The following is a 23,889-nucleotide window of genomic DNA, read 5'->3' on the forward strand; positions in this document are numbered from 1 at the left end:
CATGCGCGGACAGTCGGGCGTCACGCTCATTGAACTGATGATCGCGGTGGCGATCGTGGGCATCCTGGCCACGATCGCCTATCCCGCCTATCAGAACTATCAAGAGACGTCGCGCCGCGCCGAGGGGCAGTCCTGCCTGGTCGAGCTGGCTAACACACAGGAGCGCTTCTATGCCCGCAACAGCCGCTACAGCGACAGCTTTGCCGAGCTGCGCCCCGACGGCGATCCGACCTGCGGCGAGAGCGCGGTCTACGAGCTCAAGATCATGGAAGCCACCGGCGGCTGTCCGCTTTCGGCCTGCTTCGATCTTCGCGCTGACCCCGTCGGGCGTCAGGCGGGCGACGGCGAGCTCCGTCTGCGCATCGACTATCGCGAGCCGGAAACGGGCGACCGTGAACTGCGCCAGCGCATCAAGGGCAGCGAGACCCTCGCCTGGTAGAACTAACCAGTCGTCCGAATGGCCTCGGCCAATTCTTCTGCCGAGGCCGGCGCCATGGCCAATCCCGTACGGAAATGGCCGGTGTTCCACCAGAGTCCTCGCAGAGCAGGGTCTGCACCAATGATGGGCTCGCCATTGGCGCTTCCGGGTCGCAAGCCTGCCCAATGATCGACGACCCGCGCCGCCTTGATCCATGGCAGATAGGACGCCGCTGTACGGAGTAAGCGCTCACGCGCCTCCGGCGTCACGGATTTGTCGTAGCCGGCATCCTCCACGGTGGAACCAAGCAGCGTAGTGCCGTCGCCACGGACGATGACGTAGGCCTCCGGCAGCAGCCAGATCCCCGCGGCCGAGGGATGATCCGACGCAGGCTCCAGTCGCAGCATCTGCCCGCGCATCGGCCGCACCCTGGCCGAGACCGATTCACTGAAGTGCCCACTCCAGGCACCGGCTGCGACCACCGTGTGGGGCGCCCGCAGCGCGCCCTGGTCAATATGGACGCCCGTAACACGGTCACCGTCGCGGCATAGCGCCTGTACCGGTGTCTGTTCCCAGACAGGGATTCCCGAGGCCTCCATGGCGCCGCGGAGCGCGCGGATCAGGCGCGGATTGCGCACCTGCTGCACCCACGGCATGGCGATCGCCTCAGCATTTCCGCAATGGGTGTTTTCACAAGGCAGCCCGACGCGGGCATGCCATTCACGGGCGAGGTCGAAATCGGCACTGTCCAGCAAGGTGGCGCCGCAGTGCAGCAATTCGATATCCACGCCGGAACTGCGCTGCAGGCCGTCCTGCAACTCCGCATAGAGCGCGCGACTGCGCGCCACCAGATCCCAGACGCGCTGTGGATAATGCCAGGGCCGCAACGGCGCCAGAATGCCACCCCCCGCCCACGAGGATTCCGCACCCAAGGTCCCGCGCTCGATCAGTGTGCAGCGCAGGCCGCGCGCCTGCAGGGCCAGAGCCGTGGTCATGCCGATGGCGCCACCCCCCACGATGATCACATCCGATACGGCCGTTGAGCGGAAAGCTGCCTCGTGGCTGCTTGGCATCAGCGAAGCACCCCCGCACAATGACAATTGTGAATAAAGAGCCTACCACCGCAGGAACGAGAAGCCGCGGCTTCACCCTGATCGAGTTGATGATCGTCGTGGTCATCGTGGCCATTTTGGCCACCATCGCCATTCCGGGTTATCAACGCTACATCCGGAATGCGGAACGCGACTTCGCCATCACCTGGTTGAGCGACAAGGAGGCAACCCTGGAGCGCGTGCGCATGCGCACCGGCGGCTATCCGCGCGACAGCGGCGGCGCGCTGGACCGGGCCGCCATTGGCGAGGCGTTGACCGGAACCAGCGCGACCACCTTCTATCTGTCGCGGCGCAGTGGGCTGTCGACCACAGAGACCAATACCAGCCGCTATCGGGTCGATATTCTGGCGGGTGATGGCAATCGCCCCGCGCTGCGATTGACCACGGTGCAGCAGCAGCTGCCCGACACGACCTGTGCGCAGATGACGCTGAATGCCAACGGTTCGCGCAGCGCCACCAGCAAGGGCGGCACGAATACCACCGCCGATTGCTGGCGCTAGCACGCGCCGATCACGAGGCGCTCGACGCCGCGTCCAGGGCACGCTGCAGATTGCGCGGCAGCGAAAAGACGACGTGCTCCTCCACGCCTTTCTCCTCGCTCACCGTGGTGCCACCCAAGGCGCGTAAGCGCTCTACCACCTGCTGCACCAGCACCTCGGGCGCGGAGGCACCGGCCGTGACACCCACTGCGCTGACGCCGTCGAGCCAATCGGTCTGGATGTCGGCCGGACCATCAATGAGATAGGCCTTGCTGCCACAGGCCGCGGCCAGTTCGCTCAATCGGTTGGAGTTGGAGCTGTTGCTCGAGCCCACCACGAGGACGAGATCCGCCTTGGTCGCGAGGTCGCGCACCGCATCCTGTCGATTTTGCGTGGCGTAGCAGATATCGTCCTTGCGCGGCCCCGCCACCTGCGGGAAGCGTCCGCGCAAGGTGTCGATAATGCGTGCCGTATCATCCATGGACAGAGTGGTCTGCGTGACGAAGGCCAGGCGATCCGGGTCGCGGATCTGCAGCGCCTCGACATCCTCCGGCGTCTCGACCAGCATGATCCGACCGCCGAAACGCGCATCGAATTGCCCCATCGTCCCTTCGACCTCGGGGTGTCCGGCGTGGCCGATGAGAATGACCTCGCGGCCCTCACGGGCGTAGCGCGTCACCTCGATATGCACCTTGGTCACCAGCGGACAGGTGGCGTCGAAGACCGTGAGGTCACGCGCCTCGGCCGCCTCGCGCACGGCCTTGGAAACGCCGTGGGCGGAGAAGATGCACAGCGCCCCGTCGGGCACTTCATCGACTTCTTCAACGAAAACCGCGCCCTTGCTGCGCAAGTCATCCACCACAAAACGGTTGTGCACGACTTCGTGACGGACATAGATCGGTCCGCCAAAGGCCTGCAAGGCGCGCTCGACGATCTCGATGGCACGATCCACGCCCGCACAGAAACCGCGCGGGTTGGCCAATAGAATCTTCACGGAGCACTCCTGCCGGTTCGGCGACTGCGACGCCAATCCAGGAAGGCGTCGAGAATCATCAGACTGGCCCCGATGGTAATGGCCGTGTCGGCCACATTGAAAGCCGCGAAGTGCCAACTTCCCCAGTAGAAATCCAGGAAATCCACCACATAGCCGCGCGCGGCGCGGTCGATGGCGTTGCCGATGGCACCGGCGAGAATCAGGCAGAGGGCCACGGCGACCAGTGTCTGCCCCTTGGGATTGCGCCGCAGCCAGATCAGAATGCCGGCCGACACGATGATGGCCAGACCGATGAAGATGATCTGCGAGCTGCCCGAGAACATCGAAAAGGCCACGCCGGTATTGCGCAGATGGACGATGTTGAAGTGCGGGAACACCGCGATGTGCTCGTACCAGTCCAGATGACGGTGCACCAGTTGCTTGGTGATCTGGTCGAGCAGGATGATGGCAGCCGACAGCCACAGCCAATGGGCATTGCGCACCGGCATCAGATCACCCGCCGGGCTTCGCCGGTACCCGCAACATTGCTGACACAGCGCCCGCACAGGGCTGGATGCTCGTTGTCGGCGCCGACATCCGCGCGGCGATGCCAGCAACGCACGCATTTCTCGTGCGCGCTGCGGCGGATGGCGATGGAGAGCGTTGCGCCGCTATCCAGCGCCACCGACTCCATGTCGTCTTCGACCGCATCAACCACGGTGGCATCCGAGGTCAGCAACCAGAAGCGCATCTCTTCGCCCAGCGCGTCCAGGGTCTGGCGCAGCCCGGCATCGCTGCTGTGCAGCCAGACTTCGGCATCGAGATCGCCCTTGATCTGGCCCCCATTGCGCGCCGCCTCCAGCCGCTTCTTGACCGCGGATCGCACCTGACGCAGCGCCTCCCAGTCGAGGCCGCTCTCGGGCAACGTGGGAAATGCCCACCAGGTCTGTACGAAGACCGAGCGGCTGCGATCGCCCGGCAAGGCCTCCCAGGCTTCTTCCGCGGTGAAGGAGAGAATGGGCGTGATCCAGCGCACGACGGCTTCGCCGATATGCCAGAGTGCGGTCTGCGCCGAACGCCGCGCCAGCGAATCCGTTCCGGTGGTGTATAGCCGGTCCTTCAGCACATCGAGATAGCGCCCCCCGAGATCCACCACGCAGTAGTTGTGGAGCTTCTGATAGACGCTGTGCAGTTCACGCCGGCCGTAGGCCTGTGCCAGCGCCGCCTGCATGGCCTGCGCCTCGCGCAGCGCAGCGGCATCGCCAGGTAACAGGGCCTCGGGTGCCAAGGCATGCTGCGCGGGATCGAAATCATGCAGATTGCCCAGCAGAAAGCGCAGGGTGTTGCGGATTCGACGATAGGCCTCGGCGACACGCTTGAGCAGATTGTCGGAAATAGCGATCTCGCCGGAGTAGTCGGCGCTGGCCACCCACAGGCGCAGAATGTCGGCGCCCAGCGTCTTCATGACCTGCTGCGGCGGCACCACATTGCCCGCCGACTTGCTCATCTTGTGGCCCTGCTCGTCCACCGTGAATCCATGCGTGAGCACGGCCTTGTACGGCGCCCGGCCATGGATGGCGACACTGGTGAGCAGCGAGGACTGGAACCAGCCGCGGTGCTGGTCCGAGCCTTCCAGATAGAGATCAGCCACGGCATCACCCGGCGCGGTACCGGTTGCGGGACCGGCGCAGCGATGCACCACACCACTGTCGAACCAGACATCCAGCGTATCCGTGCTGGCCTCGTACTGCTCGGGATCGACGCCCCAGTCGGCCGGCTCGGAGCCAAACCAGGCCTCCAGGCCGCCGGCTTCCACGGCGGCGGCGATACGGCGCAGTAGCGCCGGCGTATCCGGATGCAGATGCTGGGTCTGGCGATCAATGAACACCGCCATGGGCACACCCCAGGTGCGCTGGCGCGAGATGCACCAGTCCGGCCGTCCTTCCACCATCGAGCGGATACGGCTTTCCCCCCAGGCGGGGATCCACTGCGTGGCGTCGATGGCCGCCAGCGCCCCTTCGCGCAGGCCGTTGCCGTCCATGGCGATGAACCACTGCGGTGTGGCGCGGAAGATCAGCGGCGTCTTGTGGCGCCAGCAATGCGGATAGCTGTGGTCGAAGGGCGCTTCGTGCAGCAGGTGGCCACTCGCGCGCAGTGCGTCGACGATCACCGGATCGGCCTTGCGCACATGGGCACCGGCCACCAGCGGCGTGTCCTCGACGAAGACTCCATCGCCCCCCACCGGATTGGCGGTTTCCAGTCCGTAACGCTGGCCAATGACGTAGTCGTCGGCGCCGTGACCGGGCGCGGTATGCACGATCCCGGTGCCGGCATCCAGCGTGACGTGTTCGCCACCGACCACCGGCACGCTGCGCGCAGCAAAGGGATGCTCTGCCAGCAAGCCTTCCAGCGCTGCACCGCGTGCGCGCCCGCATTCCTTGCCATCGAGCCCTGCCCGCTCCAGCACGTCGCTGGCGAGCTCGGCAGCCACCACGATGGCGCGCCCCTCGCTCAGTCGCAGCCAGACATATTCCAGTTCGGGGTGGACGGCCAACGCCCGGTTGGCTGGCAGGGTCCAGGGCGTGGTCGTCCAGATCACGAAGTCGACCGGCGCATCTTCTTTGATACCAAAGGCAGCCGCCACCGCCGCCGCATCGGTGGCCGGGAAACGCACATCCACGGCGGTGGAGCGCTTGTCGGCGTACTCCACCTCGGCTTCGGCCAGCGAGGAGGCGCAGTCCAGACACCAGTGCACCGGCTTGAAGCCGCGCACCACGTGCCCATTGGCAACGATATCGCCCAGCGCCCGCAACTGTTCGGCCTCGAAGGCCGGATGCATGGTCAGGTAGGGCTGATCCCAGTCGGCGAGTACGCCCAGACGCTCGAAGTCAGTGCGCTGACGGGCCACCTGCTCGGCGGCATAGCTTCGGCACTGCTCACGGAAGGCGGCCGCGTCGAGCTTGCGTCCGACCTTGCCGTACTTCTTTTCCACTTGCAGCTCGATGGGCAGGCCATGGCAATCCCATCCGGGCACGAAGGCGGCATGATGGCCGTCCAGCCGGGCCGACTTGACGATGATGTCCTTCAGAATCTTGTTGACGGCGTGGCCAATGTGGATGTCGCCGTTGGCATAGGGCGGGCCATCGACCAGCAGGAAGGGTGGCCGGTCAGCCGTTTCCTGCTGAATGCGGGCATAGAGGCCGTCCGCCTGCCAGCGCGCCAGCCGGTCAGGCTCGCGTTGCGCCAGCTTGGCCTGCATCTCGAAGGCCGTCTGGGGGAGGTTGAGGGTTGCCTTGTAGTCGGCGGCTTCGCTCACGCTGATAGTCCGAAATGCGCGCGCGCCGTTTTGACGTCGGCGCGGATCTGCCGGGAGAGCGCGTCCAGCGAGTCAAAGCGCTGTTCCGCGCGGATGAATGTCTCAAAATGAACCATTAATTCTCGCCCATAAAGGGCTCCGGTGTCTCCTAGCGCGTGCGCTTCCAGCACCGGATGGCGACCTTCCACGGTCGGGCGTGTCCCGAAATTGGCCACCCCGGCCCATTCCTGTCCGGCGCAGCGCATGCGGACCGCGTAGACGCCGTGGCGCAGCGCCAGACGTTCGCGGAAGGCCAGATTGGCGGTGGCCGTGCCGAGTTCACGGCCGAGCTGCTGACCGCTGCGCACGATGCCACTGAGCGCATAGCTTCTTCCCAACAAGTGCTGAGCGCCCACGACATCGCCCTCGGCCAGACAGGCGCGCACGCGCGTGGAGCTCACCCGATCGCCGTCTGCGTCCAGCACGGCATCCACCGTATCCACCGCAAAGCCCACACGGCGGCCAGCGGCTTGCAGCATCGCCACATCGCCAGCCCGACGCGCACCGAAGCGGAAGTCGTGCCCGACGATGACGGCCGCAACACCCAGGCCATCGATCAGGACCTGCTGGATATAGTCTTCGGCCTCGAAGCGGGCGAAGCGGCCATCGAAACGCAGACAGGACCAACGCGACACGCCCTCGGCTTCGAGCACGCGCACGGTATCCCGGATCGGAAGCACCGCTGGCGGGGCATTGTCGGGGTCGAAATAGGCGACCGCGCCGGGCCGGAAGCTCTGAACCACGGCGGGCAGGCCCTGGCGCTGCGACTGCCGGCGCAACTGCGCCAACAGCGCCTGGTGGCCGAGATGCACGCCGTCGAAATTGCCAATGGCCAGCACACAGCCTCGATGCCGCGTCTTCAGATTGTGCAGACCACGGACGATCTCCATCAAAGCGGGAGCTTCAGGAAATGGGCGCGGTAATGGCGCAACTCATTGATCGAATCGCGGATATCCCCCATCGCGCGGTGATTGGATGCCTTGCTCACCCCTTCCACCACGGAAGGCGCCCAGCGACGCGCCAGCTCCTTGAGGGTCGACACATCGATATGGCGGTAGTGAAAAAAGGCTTCCAGACTGGGCATGAGGCGCGCCATAAAGCGGCGGTCCTGGCAGATGGTGTTTCCGCACATTGGCGAGGCTTTCTCGGGAACCCACTGGCGCAGGAAATCCAAGGTCTGCGCCTCGGCATCGGCTTCGCTCAGCGTAGACGCCCGAACCCGCTCAACGAGTCCGGAAATATTGTGCTGCCGGGTGTTCCAGGCGTCCATGCCGTCCAGGATGGCATCGCTTTGATGGATGGCCAGCTCGGGGCCTTCGGCCAGGATATCGAGATGCTCGTCAGTGACGATGGTCGCGATTTCGATAATGCGATCCCGAGTGGAATCCAGACCGGTCATTTCAAGATCGATCCAGATCAGGTGGTTGCTATTGATGCGACTCATGACGGGTGCTCACCCGGGCAGGCCAGACAGCGCGCAAGCCTAGCAAAAGCCGGCACGGCGGCGTGCTAGCCTGCCGCCATGCAAGACACCATCGCCATGGTTTTCGACTTCGACGACACGCTGGCGCCGGATACGACTTCCGGTCTGCTGGCCTGGCTGGGCATCGAGGATGTACCTGCCTTCTGGGACCAACAGGTCGCCCCGCTGACCCAACAGGGCTGGGATCCGGTCCCCGCCTATCTGTATGCGATGGTGCAGGCATCACGGCAGGGTCAGTGCCGCCCCCTGACGCGGGAGGCGCTGGCGGACTGGGGCGCACGCGCGCCGCTGCATGCGGGTGTCGAGGATCTCTTCGACCGCCTGCTCGATGCAGCGCGGACCGTCAATGCGCGCGTACAGCTTGAGTTCTACGTCGTATCCAGCGGTATCGGCGATGTCCTGCGCGCCACGGCCATCGCCCGGCATTTCACGGCCATCTGGAGTTCCGAGCTGCACTACGACGACGATGGCCAGGCCAGCTTCCCGCGCCGCGTGGTCAGCTTTACCGACAAGACGCGCTATCTTTTTCATATCCAGAAAGGCCTGGTCGGCCCGGAGTTCGATCGCGACCCCTTCGCGGTCAACCGGCGGATTCCGGCCGAGCGGCTGCGCGTACCGCTGTCGCACATGATCTTCGTCGGCGACGGCTACACCGACATCCCCTGCTTCTCGCTGATCGAGCAGCACGGCGGCACGCCCATTGCGGTCTACGATCCGCACCGCCGCGACAAGTGGCATCGCGCCTTCGACTTCGTACGCGAGGGCCGTGTGCGCACCCTGCATTCGGCCAACTACGCGCCCGGATCGGATCTCAGCAACACGCTGGAAATGGCCACCGCCTCACTGGCCCGGGAACTTGGCGCGCGTACTGTTGCCCGCTAGACCACAGGACAACCCATTCAGGAGCAAGCAATGAACGATCTCGCCCAAAAGACCTGCAAGCCCTGCGAAGGCGGTGTCGACCCGCTGGATCGCACCGCCGCACAAGCGATGCTGGCGGAACTGGCCGGCAACTGGAGCCTGTCCGACGATGCCACTGCCATCTCGGCAAGCTTCCGATTCCCGGAGTTCTACCGCACGATGGCCTTCATCAACGCCGTCGCCTGGGTGGCCAACCAGCAGGACCACCACCCGGATATCCGCCTTGGCTACAACTATGCGGAGGTCACCTTCACCACGCACGCGATCAACGGCCTGTCCGAAAACGACTTCATCTGCGCGGCGCGCGTCGATGCGCTGATGGCTGGCTGAGCGGTCGCAGCCTCAGACCGGTGGCGGGGGCGGTCCGGCAAAGGCGAACAGCAGCCGGACCGCGAAATAGATGGCCAGCATCGACAGGGTCATCGTGCGCGCGCCGCGTGCAGAGAGGTCGAAGAAGCGCTGCAGGGCCAGATAGTGAATGACGGCGGCGAGCATCCAGCCCCACCACTGCAGCCAGAACAGGGCCGTGCACGCGGCCGTCAACAGCAGCAGGAAGCGGAACCGAGCTTCGCGATACTCGGTGCGCGCATAGAACCAGAGCACCGTCGCCCAGGCGCAAGCCGCAGCGAAGCTCAGTAGCCCATCAATGATCAAGGGCGCTGACTCCGACTATTCGGCGTCGGGCATGCGCCGCCGCCCCGCAAAGGCGTGCGCCAGCGTGCCGCGGTCCTGATACTCGAGCTCACCGCCCATGGGCAGGCCGTGGGCCAGACGGGTCATCGGAATACCCGCTGCGCGCGCCATCTCGCCCAGATAGTAGGCCGTGGTCTCGCCTTCCACCGTGGGATTGGTGGCCAGGATCAGCTCCTTGACCCAGTTGGCGCGCAGCAGTTCTGCCAGCTGATCGAGACCGAGCTCGTCGGGTCCGGTGCCTTCCAAGGGCGAGAGCCGGCCGAGCAGCACGAAGTAGCGGCCGCGGTAGTCGGTGTGCTGTTCGATCGCCAGCAGATCGGCGGGCGACTCGACCACGCACAGCTGGCCACTTTCGCTGCGGCTGTCACTGCAATAGCGGCAGGCGTCCTCCGCACGGTACATGCGGCAGGTGGGGCAGCGGGTCAGTTCCTCCAGGGCCGCCTGCAGCGTGCGCGACAGATACTGCGCGCCTTCCCGGTCACGATCGAGCAGATGCAGCGCCATGCGCTGCGCCGACTTGCTGCCGACACCAGGGAGTCGCTTGAGCGCATCGACCAGATGCGCCAGCGGCGGCGGAAAGGCGCTCACGAAAGGGCCTGAATGGGCGTGCGGGTCAGGTGGGCATCTGGAAGCCGGGCGGCAGCTCCATGCCGCCGGTGACGCCGGACATCTTCTCCTTGGTGGCGGCATCGACCTTCTCGGCCGCATGGTTGATGGCCGCGGCGATCAAGTCCTCCAGGAACTCCTTGTCCTCTTCCAGTGCGGCGGGGTCGATCTCCACCTTGCGCGCCTGATGCTTGCCGGTCAGCGTCACCTTGACCAGACCGGCCCCGGATTCACCGGTGACTTCCATCTGCGCGATTTCTTCCTGGGCGCGGCGCATGGATTCCTGCATCTTCTGCGCCTGCTGCATCATTTGCCCGAGTGCACCTTTCATCATCAGCTCCTGTTCGCGGCCACTGCCGCGCATTGTCCATGCTCGCAGCCGCCCCTTCCTAGTGGAGCAGCTGGATGTCCTCTCTGTGCAGGCTGGCACCGAGACGATCGGCCAGCAAGCGGAACACCGGCGACTGCTCGATGGCAGCAGCGGCGTCCTCCACCGCCTGCTCCCGCGCGCTGCGCAGCATTTCGACCGGTGTCCAGTCGGCCATCGCGTCCACACAGCGGATCTGTACCGTCTTGCCGAAGGCCTCGCGCAGCTTCAGGCGGCGTTCCTCGGTCAGCAAATGATCCATCGCACGCGCCATTGCCAACTGCAGTACGCCCTCGTCCTCGGACGCCACCGTGCAGTTGCGCGCCAGTTCCCGGGCATAGCCGTCGATGTTGGCCGCTTCCACGCGCGCAGCCCAGGCGCGTGCTGCTGCGGACGGCGTGGCTGCCCGTCCACCCGTGGATGCGTCAGCCGCATCGGAGACGGTCCGCGCGTCGGCGGGCGCACTCTGCGCCAGCGCCTGGTCGTTGTTTGCGGACCCGGCAGCCGATGCCTCGCTGTCACTGGCGGCGGCCGGACCGGCTGCGCCATCCGCCGGCGTCAAGCCCGCGTCTTCGGCCGTGTCACGCCGGAAACACCACATGCGCAGCACGGCCATCTCGAATCCGATACGGGCGGAGGGCGCCCAGCTCAGATCGCGACGCGCGTGCACAGCCATGTCGTAGAACACATGCAGATCTTCGCTCGACAGCCGTGTCGCGATCAGGGCGGCATCCCGCCCCCGCGCGCTGTCCGCGTCATCCTGTGCAAAGGCCTGCTGAAAAGCGGCCGCCTGGAGAAGCGTCGCCAGATCATCAAGCAGCGCGCCATGGTCCACCGCCAGCTCCGCCAGTTCGCGCAGTTGGGTCTGTAGCCGCTGACCGTCGCCATCGGCAATGGCCTCCAGGCAGTGCACCAGCCCGTGCTGGCCGGTCAAGCCCATCATGTCGGCCACCGAGGTCTCTGCCAGCCCTTCGCTGCCGGCGTGCGCCAACGCCTGATCGAGCAACGACAGGGCATCGCGCATCGAGCCGTCGGCCGCCTCGGCCAGCAGCGCCACTGCGCCCGGCTCGGCGTCGCGTCCTTCCGCGCCCAGTACGTGATTCAGCAGTTCGCGGATGGTCGCTTCCGGCAGCGCACGCAGGTGCAGCTGCAGGCAGCGCGACAGCACTGTGATCGGCAGCTTCTGCGGATCGGTGGTGGCGAGCACGAATTTCACATGCTCCGGAGGCTCTTCCAGCGTCTTCAGCAGGGCATTGAAGGAATGCCCGGACAGCATGTGCACTTCGTCGATCAGGTAGATCTTGTAGCGGCCCTGCACTGGCGCGTATTGCACGTTGTCCAGCATGGCGCGGGTGTCGTCCACCTTGGTACGGCTGGCGGCGTCGATCTCGAGCAGGTCGACGAAGCGCCCCTCGTCAATCGCGGTGCAGGCACTGCAGATGCCGCACGGCGTGCTGCTGACGCCGGTTTCGCAATTCAGTGCCTTGGCGAGGATGCGCGCCAGCGTGGTCTTGCCGACGCCGCGCGTCCCCGTCAGCAGCAGCGCCGGATGCAGTTGATCGGCGTCCAGCGCGTTGCTCAGCGCACGGACTACGCTGGGCTGGCCCAGCACGTCGCTGAAGCGGCGCGGACGGTAACGACGCGCTAGGGCGATGTAGCTCATGGGGCAGCGCTCGGTAGGGTGTCGCGGGTGAGACGGGCGTTGGAACGACGGACAGCCATGAGCTCTTGGCGCGCTCGTTGCGGGAGCGTTTTCGTCGTGTCCCGCTTTCCGTCGCGTTGTCTTTGGGCTCCCTCACCCCACCGCTCGCTCTGCGAGCGGTTCCCCCCTCTCCCGCTTTGCGGGAGAGGGGATGTGGTCGACGGCCTTTGGCCGTCGCATCCGCCTTTTGGGTGGCGGCCTGCGCCAGCGATCCCGGCACACGATATCGCCGCTACCGTTGCTCCCTTCCGGGCCTGGCGGGGTTCACGGGTCGTCGTTGCGGGGGCCAACGCAGGCCACCATGGACTCGGTTGCTTCATGCAAGAGGGCCTTGCTTCAGGATGCGCGCGGCCGCGATGCGTGGACGAAACCATGGCCGCGTTCCAGCAGGAAGGCCAGCCACTTCACCATCATTGCGTTGCGCCGCCATTGCGCACTAAGAAATTGTATCGCGTCCGTCTCGCTGCCGTCGGTCACGGGCCAGGGCGGACGGCTGGCGCATTGCAGGGCTTCGGCCACGCGTGCATCGCGATACACCTTGATGTGCAGATCGGGCGACAGCGTTTCGTCCAGCGCGTAGGTCAGCCGGAAACAGGCAGTGTAGCGGTCGCGCGCGATGGTAGAGAGATACAGCGGTGGCTCGCCTTCGACGCGGGATACTGCCGACACGAAGGGCAGGTCCAGCTCCGGCACCAGCTGCTGCGCAAGCTGAAAGCCGCGCTCGTAGAGCACGTGCAGCGCGGCCAGTCGACTGGCGGGTGTCAGTTCTCGAAGTTGCATGGTGCGACTATAAGATATCGAGCCTCACCAACGCGTCAGCGAGCCCCATGTCGATCGAACTCTGCGCAACCCAGCCCTATCCGGACCAGAAGCCCGGCACCGCCGGCCTGCGCAAGACCGTGCGGACCATCGCCCAACCGAATTATCTGGAGAACTTCGTCGAGGCCGTGTTCCGCAATGTGCCCACCCTTGAAGGCGGATGTCTGGTGCTGGGCGGCGACGGACGGCACTACAACACGGTCGCCATCCAGACGCTGATCGCCATGGCCATCGCACACGGCGTGCGTCACATCGTCATCGGCCAGCACGGATGGCTGTCGACACCCGCGGCCTCCCAGCTGATCCGCCAGCGCGAGGCGGCTGGCGGCTTCATCCTCACGGCCAGCCATAACCCGGCCGGTCCGGAGGGTGACTTCGGCATCAAGTTCAATGTCGCCGGGGGCGGCCAGGCGCCGGCTTCGCTCACGGATGCGATCCACGTCACCACACGCAACCTGGACCAATACCGCATCGCCCGCATCCCCGAGGTCGGCCTTGACGTCCTCGGCGAGCACAAGGTGGAGGGCACCCGCATCGAAGTCATCGATCCGGTCGAGGCCTATGCCGCCTGCATGGCGCGTCTGTTCGATTTCGATGCCATTCGCGAATGGCTGCGCACACACCGCATGGTCTTCGATGCCATGCACGCCATCACCGGCCCCTACGCCCGGCGCATTCTGGTCGAGATGCTGGGTGCGCCCGAGGCGTCGGTACGCAATGCCGAGCCACTCCCCGACTTCGGCGGCGGCCACCCCGACCCGAATCTGGTCTACGCCGCCGATCTGGTCGCGGAAATGCACGGCCCAGATGCCCCCGACCTGGCAGCAGCAAGCGACGGCGATGGGGATCGCAACATGATTTTGGGGCCCGGCTGTTTCGTCAGCCCGGGCGATTCGCTGGCCGTGCTAGCGGCCCACCTCGAGCGCCTGCCCGGCTACCGCACGGGGCTGCGCGGCGTTGCCCGTTCCATGCCCACCAGTCGCGCGGTGGATGCGGTGGCCGAAGCGCTCAAGGTGCCGTGCTTTGAAACGCCGACCGGGTGGAAGTATTTCTGCAATCTGTTGGACGACGGTCGCCTGACCTTGTGCGGAGAGGAAAGCTTCGGCACCTCTTCCGACCACGTACGTGAGAAAGATGGCCTCTGGGCTGCGCTGGCCTGGCTGAACGTACTGGCGATCACCGGGCAGTCGCTGCCGGCGCTGATGCAGGCGCACTGGCAGCGTTTCGGGCGCCATCGCTACGAACGTCACGACTACGAGGCGCTTCCGGACACGGTGGCCGACGCCGTCATGGATGCGCTGAAAGCTGCTCTGCCCGGGCTGGTGGGGCGCCGGTTCGACGGCCTCGAAGTGACACAGGCGGACGATTTCGCCTACGTGGACCCGGTCGACGGCAGCCGCGCCGAGGGTCAGGGTCTGCGCATCGTCTTTGGCGAGCAGGCACGCATCGTCCTGCGTCGCTCCGGCACCGGTACTTGCAGCGCCACCCTGCGGCTGTATCTGGAGTACTTCGAAGCGCAGCCGGCAGCGGATGACGCACATCTGCGCAGCCTGGCGCAGACCGCCGAGTCCATTACGCAGCTGTGCGCCCGCAGCGGGCGCAATGGCCCTGACCTACGGACCTGAACGCCGCTCGCGGCCTGGAATGTCAGGCGTCCTGATCGTCGCGCGCGATGCCGGCGCGATTGAGGGCGTCTTCGGCGAGCTCGTCGACCCGTGCGTTGACCGCGCGCACCGTGTCGTAGACCGTGCTGGAAATCTGGTCGTGCAGGCCACGTGCGCGGCGCGCCAACCCCTCAAAGGCGGCGATGCGCTCCAGCTGATCAAAGGGTAAAGCGGCGACGCGCCGGTGGACATCCTCCACCGTATTGGCCCCTTCTTCCACTGCCTGGTGCACGATGTCCTTCAACGAGTAGATCTGGCTCATGGTCTGCTTACGGTGTGGCAATTGCGCCGAGTGTGCGGCGCCCGGGCCGCGCCGCGCAAGCCAGGGTGCAGCGCAGGCAGCATGCCGTCATCGTGCCACTCTCAGCGCAGCCGATTCCCGCATTGCGACGCCATGCAGCCCCCGCACTGCTCCGCCCCACCTCAGGGCGCCAGCGGGGGCGCCGCGGCCGGTGGCTCGCTGGCGGCAGCGGCCTCCTGCAGATGATTGTCGCCACTGGCGGTAAAGAAGGCCGCACCCAGCGATTCACCGTCAGCCCCGGGCTCGGTGACCGTATCCACGTAGTACCACTCGCCCTGGCAGCGCTCCGTGGTGACGTCGAGCACCATGTAGCCCCGCCGCGCGAGATCGATGTACTTCATGTGCGGATTGTTCAGGCGCAGAGCGTCGGAGACGCTAGCCAGCGGCTCAAGGCCGGGGGAGGTCACCGAGGTACAGACAAATTCCACCGCCTGCGCCCCCTCGCCGGTGATCGGGTTGTAGGAAGCCGGATTGTTGGGATCCTCGGAAATATCAATGGCCCAACTGGTGTGGATGTCGCCGGTCAGCACCACCGTGTTGTCGATGGCGTTGTCGCGCAGGGTGTCGAGAATCGCCTTGCGACCGCTCGGGTAGCCGTCCCACTGGTCGCCGTTGAGGTAGAGGCTGGAGGCGGAGACGGTAGGCAACTGATCCACTACGCCACTGAGTACCGCGCTGAGCGGGCTGTCCGGAGGCGTGCTCTCGAGCAGCGAGACGACGGCCCCCGTGTTGGGCAGGGCGCAGCCCGCCTCGGGCAAGCCCAGCACCTTGAGTTGGCCAAACATGACCTGCTGCCCGACCAGCTTCCAGCGCGCCTGGCTTTCTTTCAGGCCGGCCAGCAGCCATTGCAGTTGGGCATCGCCCAGGTTGCTGTAGTCCTCGTCGTAGGGTGCGGCACAGTTGGCGAACAGGCCGGTGTCCTGTACGTCATTCTCCGTGTTGCTGCCCGCCGGGGTGCCGCCAGTGGTGAGCACATTGGGTCGCCGGGCGATGTCGCGATCGAAGAGGCGCGTGTCGAGCATGTGCAGGTCGACCAGATCGCCGAAGGAGAAGCGGCGCCAGATGCGCTCCTGCGCCTTGATGCGTTCCGGGTCACGCTGGTCGTCGCAGCTCTGCGGCGCGACGTAGTCGGCAAGATTGTCGCGGATGGGCATCCATTCGCGGTAGGCCTGGATGGCCCACGCTTTGCGCTGCACCCAGCATCCCTCGCCCGGGTCCGTTTCGCTCTGCTCGGTATGGTTCTTGGCGTTGTCGCGGAAGCTGTTGTCGGTGGTTTCGTGATCGTCCCAGACCGCGATCATCGGATGCTGCCGGTGGAATTCGGTCAGGTCTGGATCCTGTCGGTACTGGCTGTAGCGCTGGCGATAGTCGGACAGCGTCAGAATCTCGGTCGGCGGTTCATAGGCGCGTACATCACCGTACTCCCCGGTACCGTATTCATAGATGTAGTCGCCCAGATGCAACACGCAGTCGATATCCGCGCGCCGGGCCAGCAGGCGGTAGGCGTTGAAGAAGCCATGCGCCAGACTGGAACAGGACACGATGCCGAGGCGCAGGCGCTCGGTTGGCCCGGCGGGCGCGGTTCGCGTGCGGCCCACGGGCGAACTCGCCCCGAGCGCGTTGAAACGATAGTAGTAGGTAGTCCCGGCTGACAGGCCCGCCACATCGAGCTTGACGGTCTGGTCGCGCTCAGGCGTCGCCATGCTCTGCTGACTGACCACGATATTTCCGAAATCGGGGTCCAGCGCCATCTCCAGCAGCACCGGCACCGCGCGCGGCTGCTCGGTGGTGACGCGGGTCCAGAGGATGACGCGGTCATCAAGCGGGTCGCCGCTGGCCACGCCGTGCCGGAACACCTGCGAAGCCTCTCCCTGTCCGGCGCCGCCGCCACTGCTGCTGCAGCCCACCAGGGCCACGGCGGGAAGACCGTAACCGGTCCGCCGCAGAAAATTCCGTCGAGAAACAAGGCCGGGACGCGGACGACGAGGGGCTGACATCAGTACACACTCCAGATCAGAGACGGGCAGCCGGCGAAAGCTACCGGCGCAAGAAGACAGTTATATGACAGACAGTCAAAAACTTTCCCGGCGCAGCTTCTTCTCCTGCATCGCCACGCTGGCGATCTCCTCCACCGACATATTCGCCGAATTCACGAAAGGTATGCCGCGCCGCTTGTAGAGCCCTTCGGCCTGGCGCAATTCATAGGCGCATTGGGTAACGCTGGCATAGGGGCTGCCCGGGCGACGCTCACTGCGCACCTGCGCCAGCCGCTCAGGGTCGGAGGTCAGACCAAAAAGCTTGGATTCAAAGGGTTGCAGGACCTTGGGAAGGCGCAGCGCCTCCAGATCCTCTTCGATCAGCGGGTAATTGGTGGCGTACAGGCCGTGCTGCATGGCGAGATAGAGGCTGGTCGGCGTCTTGCCGCAGCGCGAGGGTGCGATAATGATGAGGTCAGCCTGCTCCAGCTTCCGGGTGGAGCCGCCGTCATCGTGCTCCAGCGCGAAATTGATGGCGTCCATGCGGATGCGATAGCGGCCGGCGTCGGACAGGCCGTGGGCGCGTCCGGCCTCGTGAGTGGACTGGGTATCCAGCGCTTTTTCGAGCGCCGGAATGAAGGTTTCGAACAAATCGAAGAAAATTGCGTCCGCGCGCCTTAAAATGGCGCGCACTTCATCGGTCACCGTGGTGGAAAAGATCAGCGGACGGCGTCCGCTGTCCTCGGCGACGTGGTTGATGTACTGCACCGTGGCCTCGGCCTTCTCGGTACTGTTGACGAAGGGTAGCGTCTGGCGGCGGAACTGGAATTGATCGAATTGTGTCAGCAGGCCGTTGCCCAGGGTTTCGGCCGTAATGCCGGTGCGATCGGATACAAAGAACACGTGCAGGGTGGACATTCAAGGGCCAACTTTGCGCGACAAACGAATGGAAGCCGGCGCAGCGCGGCGCCGCTTCGCACTATAGCGGGGAAAGCGCGATGAGCAGTGACAATAACGTAGTGTGGTTCGAGCACCTCGGCATGGATGATGTCGAGCGCGTCGGCGGCAAGAATGCCTCGCTAGGCGAAATGACCCAGCATCTGGCCGCCGCCGGCGTCAATGTGCCGGGCGGTTTTGCCACCACCGCCACCGCCTATCGCGAGTTCCTGTCGCACGAAGGGCTGGCGGACCGCATCAACGCGCAGCTCCGTGCCCTCGATATCGAGGATGTCAACGAGCTGGTGCGCGTCGGCAAGGCGATTCGCGAAGATGTCATGGCGGCGCCCTTCCCGCCCCGGCTGGAGAAGGACATCCGCTCCGCCTATGAGGAAATGCTGGAGAAGGCGGGCGCCCCCATCAGCGTCGCCGTGCGCTCTTCAGCCACGGCCGAAGACCTCCCCGACGCGTCCTTCGCCGGCCAGCAGGAAACCTTCCTCAACATCGACGGCATCGACAATGTGCTGCTGGCGATCAAGGAGGTCTTCGCCAGTCTGTTCAACGATCGCGCCATCTCCTATCGCGTCCATCACGGCTTCGAGCACGAGCGCGTGGCGCTTTCGGCGGGCATCCAGCGCATGGTGCGCTCCGACGAAGGTGCTTCCGGCGTGATGTTCACCATGGATACCGAATCCGGCTTCCGCGACGCGGTCTTCATCACTGCCAGCTATGGCCTCGGTGAAGCGGTGGTCCAGGGTGCCGTCAACCCCGACGAGTTCTACGTCTACAAGCCCGGCCTGGCACAGAATCGACCCGCCGTGCTGCGCCGCGGACTGGGCACGAAGACCAAGAAGATGGTCTACGCCAGCTCGCGCGACGTGGGCAAGACCGTGGAATTCGTCGATGTGGCTGAAGAAGACCGTCAGCGCTTCTGCCTGAGCGACGCCGATGCGGAACAGCTGGCCCGCTTCGCCGTCATCATCGAGGACCACTACGGCCGCCCCATGGACATCGAGTGGGGCAAGGACGGCTTCGACGGCGGTCTGTACATCCTCCAGGCGCGACCGGAAACCGTGCAGTCGCGCGCGCAGACCAGCGTGCTGCGCCGCTACAAGCTCAAGGCCAGCGGCAATGTAATCACCACCGGTCGCGCCATCGGCCAGAAGATCGGCGCGGGCAAGGTCAAGATCCTTTCGTCCATCGACCAGATGGACAAGTTGCAGAAGGGCGACGTGCTGGTCACGGACATGACTGACCCCGATTGGGAGCCGGTCATGAAGCGCGCCTCCGCGATTGTCACCAACCGCGGTGGACGCACCTGCCACGCGGCCATCATCGCGCGCGAGCTCGGCATCCCTGCCGTGGTCGGCTGCGGTGACGCCACTCGCGCCCTGGCCAATGTCACTGACGCCACCGTCAGCTGCGCCGAAGGCGACACCGGCAATATTTACGAGGGCCACGTGGACTACGCCGTCGACGAGATTCCGCTCGACGACATGCCCGACATCCCCACCAAGATCATGATGAATGTCGGCAATCCCGACCAGGCCTTCGATTTTTCGGCGCTGCCGCACAAAGGCGTCGGCCTGGCCCGGCTGGAATTCATCATCAACAAGCAGATCGGCATTCATCCTCAGGCCTTGCTGAACTACGACGACCAGCCGGAGGAATTGAAGCGCCAGATCAAGCCGATCATCGCGGCCTACGGCGACCCGGTCGAGTACTTCGTCAAGCGACTGGCGGAGGGCGTGGCGACCATTGCGGCCGCCTTCGCGCCCGAACCCGTCATCGTGCGCATGTCGGATTTCAAGACCAACGAGTACGCCAATCTGCTCGCCGGTCAGCAGTACGAGCCGCACGAGGAAAACCCGATGCTGGGCTTCCGCGGCGCCTCGCGCTACATCTCCGACGTTTTCCGCCCCTGTTTCGATCTCGAATGCCGCGCCATGCGCTACGTGCGCGACGAGATGGGGCTGGACAATGTGCAGATCATGATTCCCTTCGTGCGCACTATCGGTGAGGCGCAGGCGGTCACCCGCATCCTGGCCGAGAACGGCCTGGAGCGCGGCAAGAACGGATTGAAGGTCATCATGATGTGCGAGCTGCCCTCCAATGCGGTGCTCGCCGATCAATTCCTCGAGTACTTTGACGGCTTCTCCATCGGCTCCAATGACATGACTCAGCTCACCCTGGGTCTCGACCGCGATTCGGGGCTGATCGCGCACCTCTTTGACGAGCGCGACGAGGCCGTCAAGCGCATGCTGGGCATGGCAATCAAGGCCTGCCGCGACCAAGGCAAATACGTCGGCATCTGCGGCCAGGGGCCTTCCGATTACCCCGAGCTGTCGCGCTGGCTGCTCGAACAGGGCATTGAGTCGATGTCGCTCAACCCGGATACGGTGGTCGAGACCTGGTTATTCCTGGCTGGCAAGTCCGCCTGATCTGCCACCAGCCGCGGCGGCAGCCCCAGGTGTGAAGGCAGGCGATGGTCGCCCGTTTATCGTGCGGCCTCGCACGCCGCCTGCCCACTCGCACGTGAAGGCTTCGGGGCCGCTGCTCCGATTCTTGGGGCCACGCGATGGTTGACCCGCATCCGCTGCCTGAAAACCTCCGTCAGGGCGCCCTGTTTGCCGTCGGTGCGGCGGCCTGCTTTGCCGGCGTAGGCGCCTGCATCAAGGCCGCGAGCGCGACCTTGCCCAATGAGATGGTGGTCTTTCTGCGCAATGCGGTGGCGCTGCTCGCGTTGCTGCCGTGGATTCTGCGCGTGCGTCTCCGTGGCCTCGCCACCCAGCATCTCGGCGGGCACCTCTACCGCGCCGGCTTTGGCCTGGCAGCCATGTATTGCTTCTTCTACGCGCTGAACCATCTGCAGCTGGCGGAGGCCGTCCTGCTGAACTACAGCGCCCCCTTGTTCATCCCGCTGATCGCCTGGCTCTGGCTGAGGGAGGTCCCGCCGCTGATCATCGCCCCAGTCACCCTGCTCGGATTCGGCGGCATCGTGCTGATTCTGAACCCCGGCGCGGAAGGACTGCTGCGCTGGCCGGCACTGGTGGGCGCGGTATCGGGCGTGCTGGCCGCCGCCGCCATGGTGTCGATCCGGCGCGTGGCACGCACCGAGACCACACCGCGCATCGTGTTCTACTTCTCGCTGTTCAGCACGGTGTTTTCGTCCATTCCACTGCTGTGGGCATGGCAGCAGCCTCTGCCCTTTGCGCTGGGCGTCATGCTGATTGCAGGGGTGCTGGCCTTGCTCGGACAGCTCTGTCTGACGCGTGCCTACTCGCTGGCCCCCGCGGCGCGCGTCGGCGCCATCACCTACATCTCGGTGGTTTTCGCGGCGCTGGTCGGTTGGCTGGTCTGGAATGAAACCCCGACCGTCATGGCAGCGGGAGGGGCACTACTGGTGATCACCGCCTGCATCCTCGCCAGCTGGCAGCAACGCCGGGGCTGAGCCAGCGCAACGCGGTCTGCCGCCTAGCCACCCTCACGCAGATCCGGCGGCCGCAGCTCTTCCACCTGAAGCCCGCCGTGGTCGTGCAGGTAATGCAACAACTCGGCATAGGCGCTGGCGGCAAGCGAGGCTGCGCCCCTCACGCCCAGTTCAATATGCCGTGCGTGCGCCTCGCTGGAGCGCGTCGGCAGACTCGACAGGCGAATACCGGCGTAACGCGCGAGGATCGCTTCCATGATGTGCAGGATGTCGCTCTCGCCCGTGGTACCCACCACGCGCAGGCGATACTCTTCGGCGGGCTCGGCGTTGTGCAGATGCTGCAGGCGGTGGTCGATGACCCACTCCAGCATCGGCCACGCCATCTCTGGAAAGCCGGGGACGAAGTACCAGGAATGGACGGAAAAGCCGGCGACCTGGTTGATCGGATTCGGCACCAACTCGGCGCCTTCCGGAAATTCCGCCATGCGCAGGCGCTGTGGCGTCGCCTGCTCGCCAAACTTCTCGCGCAGTAGCGCCGCGCCTTCCGGATGGAGCGCGATGGGTCGACCTGCCGCGAGTGCTGCGGCCTGACGCGTGACGTCATCCGGCGTGGCGCCGATGCCGCCACAGCAGAGGACGACGTCGCCGTCTTCACCGGCGCGGCGCAGACAGGCCGCAATGCGCTGCTCGTCATCGCCCAGAATCTGCCCCCAGGCGAGCTCAATACCCCGCCGCCACAGCATGTCGATGACGGCGGGGATATGACGATCCTGGCGCTTGCCGGACAGGATCTCGTCACCGATGACGAGCAATCCCACCCGCTGGGTGGCCCCGCTCACGCGGTCGCGCTCACTCGACGCTCCAGCCAAATTTCTCCACGGTCTGGAAGATGTCGTCCTCGGTGACCATCCCGATCACGCGGCCACCCTGTTCGATGGTCAGTCGCGAGAACTGGTTGGCGGACAGGATGTTGGCCGCCTCTCGGATCGTGGTTTCCGGCGGAACTGACATCACCGGCCGGGTGGCAATATCGGCCACGCGTGTGGTGGAAGGGTTGCGCCCGCCGTTGACGATCTTGGTGACGATATCGCGCTTGGTGAGGATGCCCCACTGACCGCTGTCGTCCGGCTCGACGACTACCGAGTTCACATCGTTGTCGGCCATGGCGTGCATGGCGACCTCCACCGTTTCCTCGTCGCGCACCGTGATCAGCGAGCGCGTCATCAGGTCGGATACGGCCGTCGGGACCTTGCCCGTGGCGATCATTTCTTCCATCGGCTCCAGTAGACGACGAATCTCGCGCTGGCGGCGCTCCTTGACGAGCTGTTCCTGCTGCTGCTTGCGCTTGGCTTCGAGGTCGATACCACCACGCATGCGCTCGATCAGCGCATCGGCGAATTCGGAGGTCTTGACCTCGGTGGCACCGGTGATCTGACGGGCAAAGTCGTAGGTGACGACGCCATCCGTGATCAGCTCCGGATAGGCCAACGTGATCAGGTCGGCGGCTTCCTGCCAGCCCATGTACTCGAGCATCATCACACCCGAGAACAGCAGCGAACCCGGGTTGACCTTGTCCAGATTGGCGTACTTGGGAGCAGTTCCGTGCGTCGCCTCGAAGACGGCAACGTGGTCGGACATATTGGCGCCCGGCGCGATGCCGACACCGCCGACCTCAGCCGCGATGGCGTCGGAGAGGTAGTCGCCGTTGAGGTTCATCGTAGCCAGCACGTCGAACTCTTCGGGCCGCAGCAGCATCATCTGGAACATGATGTCGGCGATGCGATCCTTGATCACGATCTTGCCTTCCGGCTGCTTGCCCTTGTACTCGTTGTAGAGCTGCTCTTCGGTGATCGTGACATCGCCGAATTCGTCGCGCGCCACTTCGTAGCCCCAGCTACGGAACGCCCCCTCGGTGAACTTCATGATGTTGCCCTTGTGCACCAGGGTCACCGACTCGCGGCCGTGGTCCACCGCGTACTGGATGGCCTTGCGGACTAGCCGCTTGGTGCCGAATTCGGAGATCGGCTTGATGCCCAGGCCGGCGCCCTCGAAGAAGTCGGCTCCCATTTCCTCGCGCAGGAAACGCGCCAGTTTCTCGTTCTCCTCGGTACCCGACTTGAACTCGATGCCGCAGTAGACGTCCTCAGTGTTCTCGCGAAAGATCACGACATCCACCTTGCCCGGATGCTTGAGCGGGCTCGGCACGCCGGAATAGTGGCGTACTGGGCGCACACAGGCATACAAATCCAGATCCTGGCGCAGCGCCACATTAAGCGAACGGAAGCCGCCGCCCACCGGGGTCGTTAGCGGCCCCTTGATCGAGACGATGACCTCTTCGAAGGCTTCCAGCGCCTCCTGCGGGAAGTACTGGCCGTCGTAGAGACTCGCCGCCTTCTCGCCCAGATAGATTTCGCACCAATGAATCTTGCGCTTGCCGCCATAGGCCTTTTCGACGGCAGCGTCCCAGATGCGCAGACAGGCGCGTGTGATATCCGGACCGATACCATCCCCCTCCACATAGCCGACGACAGGTTGGTCAGGGACGACAAGCCGGTCGCCTTCGACGCGGATTTTCTCTCCGGTGTCAGGCATACGGATATGGCGGGGCATACGCGATCTCCTTGGTTTTGTGCTGCAGGCGCAGAAGGTTGGGT

The 23,889-nt window shown here is 65.1% G+C and carries 23 protein-coding genes and 1 other RNA gene; 7 read left to right on the forward strand and 17 right to left on the reverse strand.

Features of this window, described 5'->3' with window-relative positions; translation table 11 throughout:
- Position 1 precedes the first annotated feature (1 nt).
- Positions 2–439 carry a type IV pilin protein gene (locus ACOOFO_RS11705; RefSeq protein ID WP_420426944.1) on the forward strand — a complete coding sequence of 146 codons (438 nt, stop codon included), beginning with the start codon at positions 2–4 and terminating at the stop codon, positions 437–439.
- Positions 440–441: 2 nt separating this feature from the next.
- Here ACOOFO_RS11705 and ACOOFO_RS11710 read toward each other — a convergent pair whose 3' ends face one another.
- On the reverse strand, positions 442–1,491 hold the full coding sequence (locus ACOOFO_RS11710; RefSeq protein WP_420426945.1) for an NAD(P)/FAD-dependent oxidoreductase: 1,050 nt from the start codon (positions 1,489–1,491) through the stop codon (positions 442–444).
- A 29-nt stretch (positions 1,492–1,520) separates the two neighbouring features.
- Here ACOOFO_RS11710 and ACOOFO_RS11715 point away from each other — a divergent pair, with 29 nt between their 5' ends.
- On the forward strand, positions 1,521–2,030 hold the full coding sequence (locus ACOOFO_RS11715) for a type IV pilin protein (RefSeq protein WP_420426946.1): 510 nt from the start codon (positions 1,521–1,523) through the stop codon (positions 2,028–2,030).
- Between the two features lie 10 nt (positions 2,031–2,040).
- Here ACOOFO_RS11715 and ispH read toward each other — a convergent pair whose 3' ends face one another.
- From ispH to orn, 5 genes are read right to left on the reverse strand one after another with little or no spacing between them, the layout of a single operon-like run.
- Positions 2,041–3,003, reverse strand: coding sequence for a 4-hydroxy-3-methylbut-2-enyl diphosphate reductase (gene ispH, locus ACOOFO_RS11720; RefSeq protein ID WP_420426947.1), 963 nt, complete (start codon positions 3,001–3,003; stop codon positions 2,041–2,043).
- Positions 3,000–3,491: a signal peptidase II gene (gene lspA, locus ACOOFO_RS11725; RefSeq protein WP_420426948.1), complete on the reverse strand. Its 492-nt coding sequence runs from the start codon at positions 3,489–3,491 to the stop codon at positions 3,000–3,002. Before lspA ends, ispH begins: the two co-directional genes overlap by 4 nt.
- Entirely contained in the window at positions 3,491–6,241 is a 2,751-nt protein-coding gene (gene ileS / locus ACOOFO_RS11730; protein WP_420429758.1) for an isoleucine--tRNA ligase, read from the reverse strand. The genes lspA and ileS overlap by 1 nt, the downstream gene beginning before the upstream one ends.
- 53 nt (positions 6,242–6,294) lie before the next feature.
- Positions 6,295–7,227, reverse strand: a complete 933-nt coding sequence (gene ribF, locus ACOOFO_RS11735; protein WP_420429760.1) for a bifunctional riboflavin kinase/FAD synthetase — start codon at positions 7,225–7,227, stop codon at positions 6,295–6,297.
- Entirely contained in the window at positions 7,227–7,781 is a 555-nt protein-coding gene (orn, locus tag ACOOFO_RS11740; RefSeq protein ID WP_420426949.1) for an oligoribonuclease, read from the reverse strand. Before orn ends, ribF begins: the two co-directional genes overlap by 1 nt.
- Positions 7,782–7,859: 78 nt before the next feature.
- Between orn and ACOOFO_RS11745 the strand changes: the two genes are divergently transcribed.
- Both ACOOFO_RS11745 and ACOOFO_RS11750 read left to right on the forward strand, forming a co-directional pair.
- On the forward strand, positions 7,860–8,702 hold the full coding sequence (locus ACOOFO_RS11745) for a haloacid dehalogenase-like hydrolase (protein WP_420426950.1): 843 nt from the start codon (positions 7,860–7,862) through the stop codon (positions 8,700–8,702).
- Positions 8,703–8,732: 30 nt separating this feature from the next.
- The gene (locus tag ACOOFO_RS11750; RefSeq protein ID WP_420426951.1) at positions 8,733–9,071 is read left to right on the forward strand and encodes a 4a-hydroxytetrahydrobiopterin dehydratase; all 339 of its coding nucleotides are present in this window, start codon (positions 8,733–8,735) and stop codon (positions 9,069–9,071) included.
- Between the two features lie 12 nt (positions 9,072–9,083).
- Here ACOOFO_RS11750 and ACOOFO_RS11755 read toward each other — a convergent pair whose 3' ends face one another.
- The 6 genes from ACOOFO_RS11755 to ACOOFO_RS11780 form a co-directional block, all read right to left on the reverse strand.
- On the reverse strand, positions 9,084–9,395 hold the full coding sequence (locus ACOOFO_RS11755; RefSeq protein WP_420426952.1) for a hypothetical protein: 312 nt from the start codon (positions 9,393–9,395) through the stop codon (positions 9,084–9,086).
- A 15-nt stretch (positions 9,396–9,410) separates the two neighbouring features.
- Positions 9,411–10,022, reverse strand: a complete 612-nt coding sequence (gene recR, locus ACOOFO_RS11760) for a recombination mediator RecR (RefSeq protein ID WP_420426953.1) — start codon at positions 10,020–10,022, stop codon at positions 9,411–9,413.
- Positions 10,023–10,047: 25 nt separating this feature from the next.
- A complete protein-coding gene (locus ACOOFO_RS11765) occupies positions 10,048–10,374 on the reverse strand; it encodes a YbaB/EbfC family nucleoid-associated protein (protein WP_420426954.1) in 327 nt (108 codons plus the stop codon).
- A gap of 55 nt (positions 10,375–10,429) precedes the next feature.
- Positions 10,430–12,070, reverse strand: coding sequence for a DNA polymerase III subunit gamma/tau (dnaX, locus tag ACOOFO_RS11770; protein WP_420426955.1), 1,641 nt, complete (start codon positions 12,068–12,070; stop codon positions 10,430–10,432).
- Between the two features lie 236 nt (positions 12,071–12,306).
- An RNA gene (gene ffs, locus ACOOFO_RS11775) (signal recognition particle sRNA small type) lies at positions 12,307–12,403 on the reverse strand.
- A 42-nt stretch (positions 12,404–12,445) separates the two neighbouring features.
- Positions 12,446–12,889 carry a DUF1249 domain-containing protein gene (locus tag ACOOFO_RS11780; RefSeq protein ID WP_420426956.1) on the reverse strand — a complete coding sequence of 148 codons (444 nt, stop codon included), beginning with the start codon at positions 12,887–12,889 and terminating at the stop codon, positions 12,446–12,448.
- Between the two features lie 47 nt (positions 12,890–12,936).
- On the opposite strand from ACOOFO_RS11780, the gene ACOOFO_RS11785 reads away from it, so the two are divergent.
- Positions 12,937–14,553: an alpha-D-glucose phosphate-specific phosphoglucomutase gene (locus tag ACOOFO_RS11785; RefSeq protein ID WP_420426957.1), complete on the forward strand. Its 1,617-nt coding sequence runs from the start codon at positions 12,937–12,939 to the stop codon at positions 14,551–14,553.
- 22 nt (positions 14,554–14,575) lie between these two features.
- Here the strand turns inward: ACOOFO_RS11785 and ACOOFO_RS11790 are convergent, their stop codons facing one another.
- The 3 genes from ACOOFO_RS11790 to ppsR all read right to left on the reverse strand — a co-directional run bounded on the left by ACOOFO_RS11790 (position 14,576) and on the right by ppsR (position 17,787).
- Positions 14,576–14,854 (reverse strand): hypothetical protein, encoded by a 279-nt coding sequence (locus ACOOFO_RS11790; RefSeq protein ID WP_420426958.1) that lies wholly within the window; start codon positions 14,852–14,854, stop codon positions 14,576–14,578.
- Between the two features lie 161 nt (positions 14,855–15,015).
- The gene (locus ACOOFO_RS11795; RefSeq protein ID WP_420426959.1) at positions 15,016–16,890 is read right to left on the reverse strand and encodes an alkaline phosphatase D family protein; all 1,875 of its coding nucleotides are present in this window, start codon (positions 16,888–16,890) and stop codon (positions 15,016–15,018) included.
- A gap of 75 nt (positions 16,891–16,965) precedes the next feature.
- The gene (gene ppsR, locus ACOOFO_RS11800; protein ID WP_420426960.1) at positions 16,966–17,787 is read right to left on the reverse strand and encodes a posphoenolpyruvate synthetase regulatory kinase/phosphorylase PpsR; all 822 of its coding nucleotides are present in this window, start codon (positions 17,785–17,787) and stop codon (positions 16,966–16,968) included.
- 80 nt (positions 17,788–17,867) lie between these two features.
- On the opposite strand from ppsR, the gene ppsA reads away from it, so the two are divergent.
- Together ppsA and ACOOFO_RS11810 are read left to right on the forward strand one after the other, a co-directional pair.
- A complete protein-coding gene (ppsA, locus tag ACOOFO_RS11805; RefSeq protein WP_420426961.1) occupies positions 17,868–20,246 on the forward strand; it encodes a phosphoenolpyruvate synthase in 2,379 nt (792 codons plus the stop codon).
- A 137-nt stretch (positions 20,247–20,383) separates the two neighbouring features.
- Positions 20,384–21,256, forward strand: coding sequence for a DMT family transporter (locus ACOOFO_RS11810; RefSeq protein ID WP_420426962.1), 873 nt, complete (start codon positions 20,384–20,386; stop codon positions 21,254–21,256).
- Positions 21,257–21,279: 23 nt separating this feature from the next.
- Here the strand turns inward: ACOOFO_RS11810 and ACOOFO_RS11815 are convergent, their stop codons facing one another.
- Positions 21,280–22,074 (reverse strand): competence/damage-inducible protein A, encoded by a 795-nt coding sequence (locus ACOOFO_RS11815; RefSeq protein ID WP_420426963.1) that lies wholly within the window; start codon positions 22,072–22,074, stop codon positions 21,280–21,282.
- A gap of 10 nt (positions 22,075–22,084) precedes the next feature.
- Positions 22,085–23,845, reverse strand: a complete 1,761-nt coding sequence (gene icd, locus ACOOFO_RS11820; RefSeq protein ID WP_420426964.1) for an isocitrate dehydrogenase (NADP(+)) — start codon at positions 23,843–23,845, stop codon at positions 22,085–22,087.
- Between the last annotated feature and the right edge of the window lie 44 nt (positions 23,846–23,889).

The organism is Algiphilus sp., assembly GCF_965216485.1.
In the GTDB taxonomy this organism is placed as follows: domain Bacteria; phylum Pseudomonadota; class Gammaproteobacteria; order Nevskiales; family Nevskiaceae; genus Algiphilus.

Excerpts from the sequence above, each read along its gene's own strand:
- ACOOFO_RS11705 (WP_420426944.1), top strand. The coding sequence starts at position 2 with ATGCGCGGACAGTCGGGCGTCACGCTCATTGAACTGATGATCGCGGTG.
- ACOOFO_RS11710 (WP_420426945.1), bottom strand. The coding sequence starts at position 1,491 with ATGCCAAGCAGCCACGAGGCAGCTTTCCGCTCAACGGCCGTATCGGAT.
- lspA (WP_420426948.1), bottom strand. The coding sequence starts at position 3,491 with ATGCCGGTGCGCAATGCCCATTGGCTGTGGCTGTCGGCTGCCATCATC.
- ileS (WP_420429758.1), bottom strand. The coding sequence starts at position 6,241 with ATGCAGGCCAAGCTGGCGCAACGCGAGCCTGACCGGCTGGCGCGCTGG.
- ribF (WP_420429760.1), bottom strand. The coding sequence starts at position 7,227 with ATGGAGATCGTCCGTGGTCTGCACAATCTGAAGACGCGGCATCGAGGC.
- orn (WP_420426949.1), bottom strand. The coding sequence starts at position 7,781 with ATGAGTCGCATCAATAGCAACCACCTGATCTGGATCGATCTTGAAATG.
- ACOOFO_RS11745 (WP_420426950.1), top strand. The coding sequence starts at position 7,860 with ATGCAAGACACCATCGCCATGGTTTTCGACTTCGACGACACGCTGGCG.
- ACOOFO_RS11750 (WP_420426951.1), top strand. The coding sequence starts at position 8,733 with ATGAACGATCTCGCCCAAAAGACCTGCAAGCCCTGCGAAGGCGGTGTC.
- ACOOFO_RS11765 (WP_420426954.1), bottom strand. The coding sequence starts at position 10,374 with ATGATGAAAGGTGCACTCGGGCAAATGATGCAGCAGGCGCAGAAGATG.
- dnaX (WP_420426955.1), bottom strand. The coding sequence starts at position 12,070 with ATGAGCTACATCGCCCTAGCGCGTCGTTACCGTCCGCGCCGCTTCAGC.
- ACOOFO_RS11780 (WP_420426956.1), bottom strand. The coding sequence starts at position 12,889 with ATGCAACTTCGAGAACTGACACCCGCCAGTCGACTGGCCGCGCTGCAC.
- ACOOFO_RS11785 (WP_420426957.1), top strand. The coding sequence starts at position 12,937 with ATGTCGATCGAACTCTGCGCAACCCAGCCCTATCCGGACCAGAAGCCC.
- ACOOFO_RS11790 (WP_420426958.1), bottom strand. The coding sequence starts at position 14,854 with ATGAGCCAGATCTACTCGTTGAAGGACATCGTGCACCAGGCAGTGGAA.
- ACOOFO_RS11795 (WP_420426959.1), bottom strand. The coding sequence starts at position 16,890 with ATGTCAGCCCCTCGTCGTCCGCGTCCCGGCCTTGTTTCTCGACGGAAT.
- ppsR (WP_420426960.1), bottom strand. The coding sequence starts at position 17,787 with ATGTCCACCCTGCACGTGTTCTTTGTATCCGATCGCACCGGCATTACG.
- ppsA (WP_420426961.1), top strand. The coding sequence starts at position 17,868 with ATGAGCAGTGACAATAACGTAGTGTGGTTCGAGCACCTCGGCATGGAT.
- ACOOFO_RS11810 (WP_420426962.1), top strand. The coding sequence starts at position 20,384 with ATGGTTGACCCGCATCCGCTGCCTGAAAACCTCCGTCAGGGCGCCCTG.
- icd (WP_420426964.1), bottom strand. The coding sequence starts at position 23,845 with ATGCCCCGCCATATCCGTATGCCTGACACCGGAGAGAAAATCCGCGTC.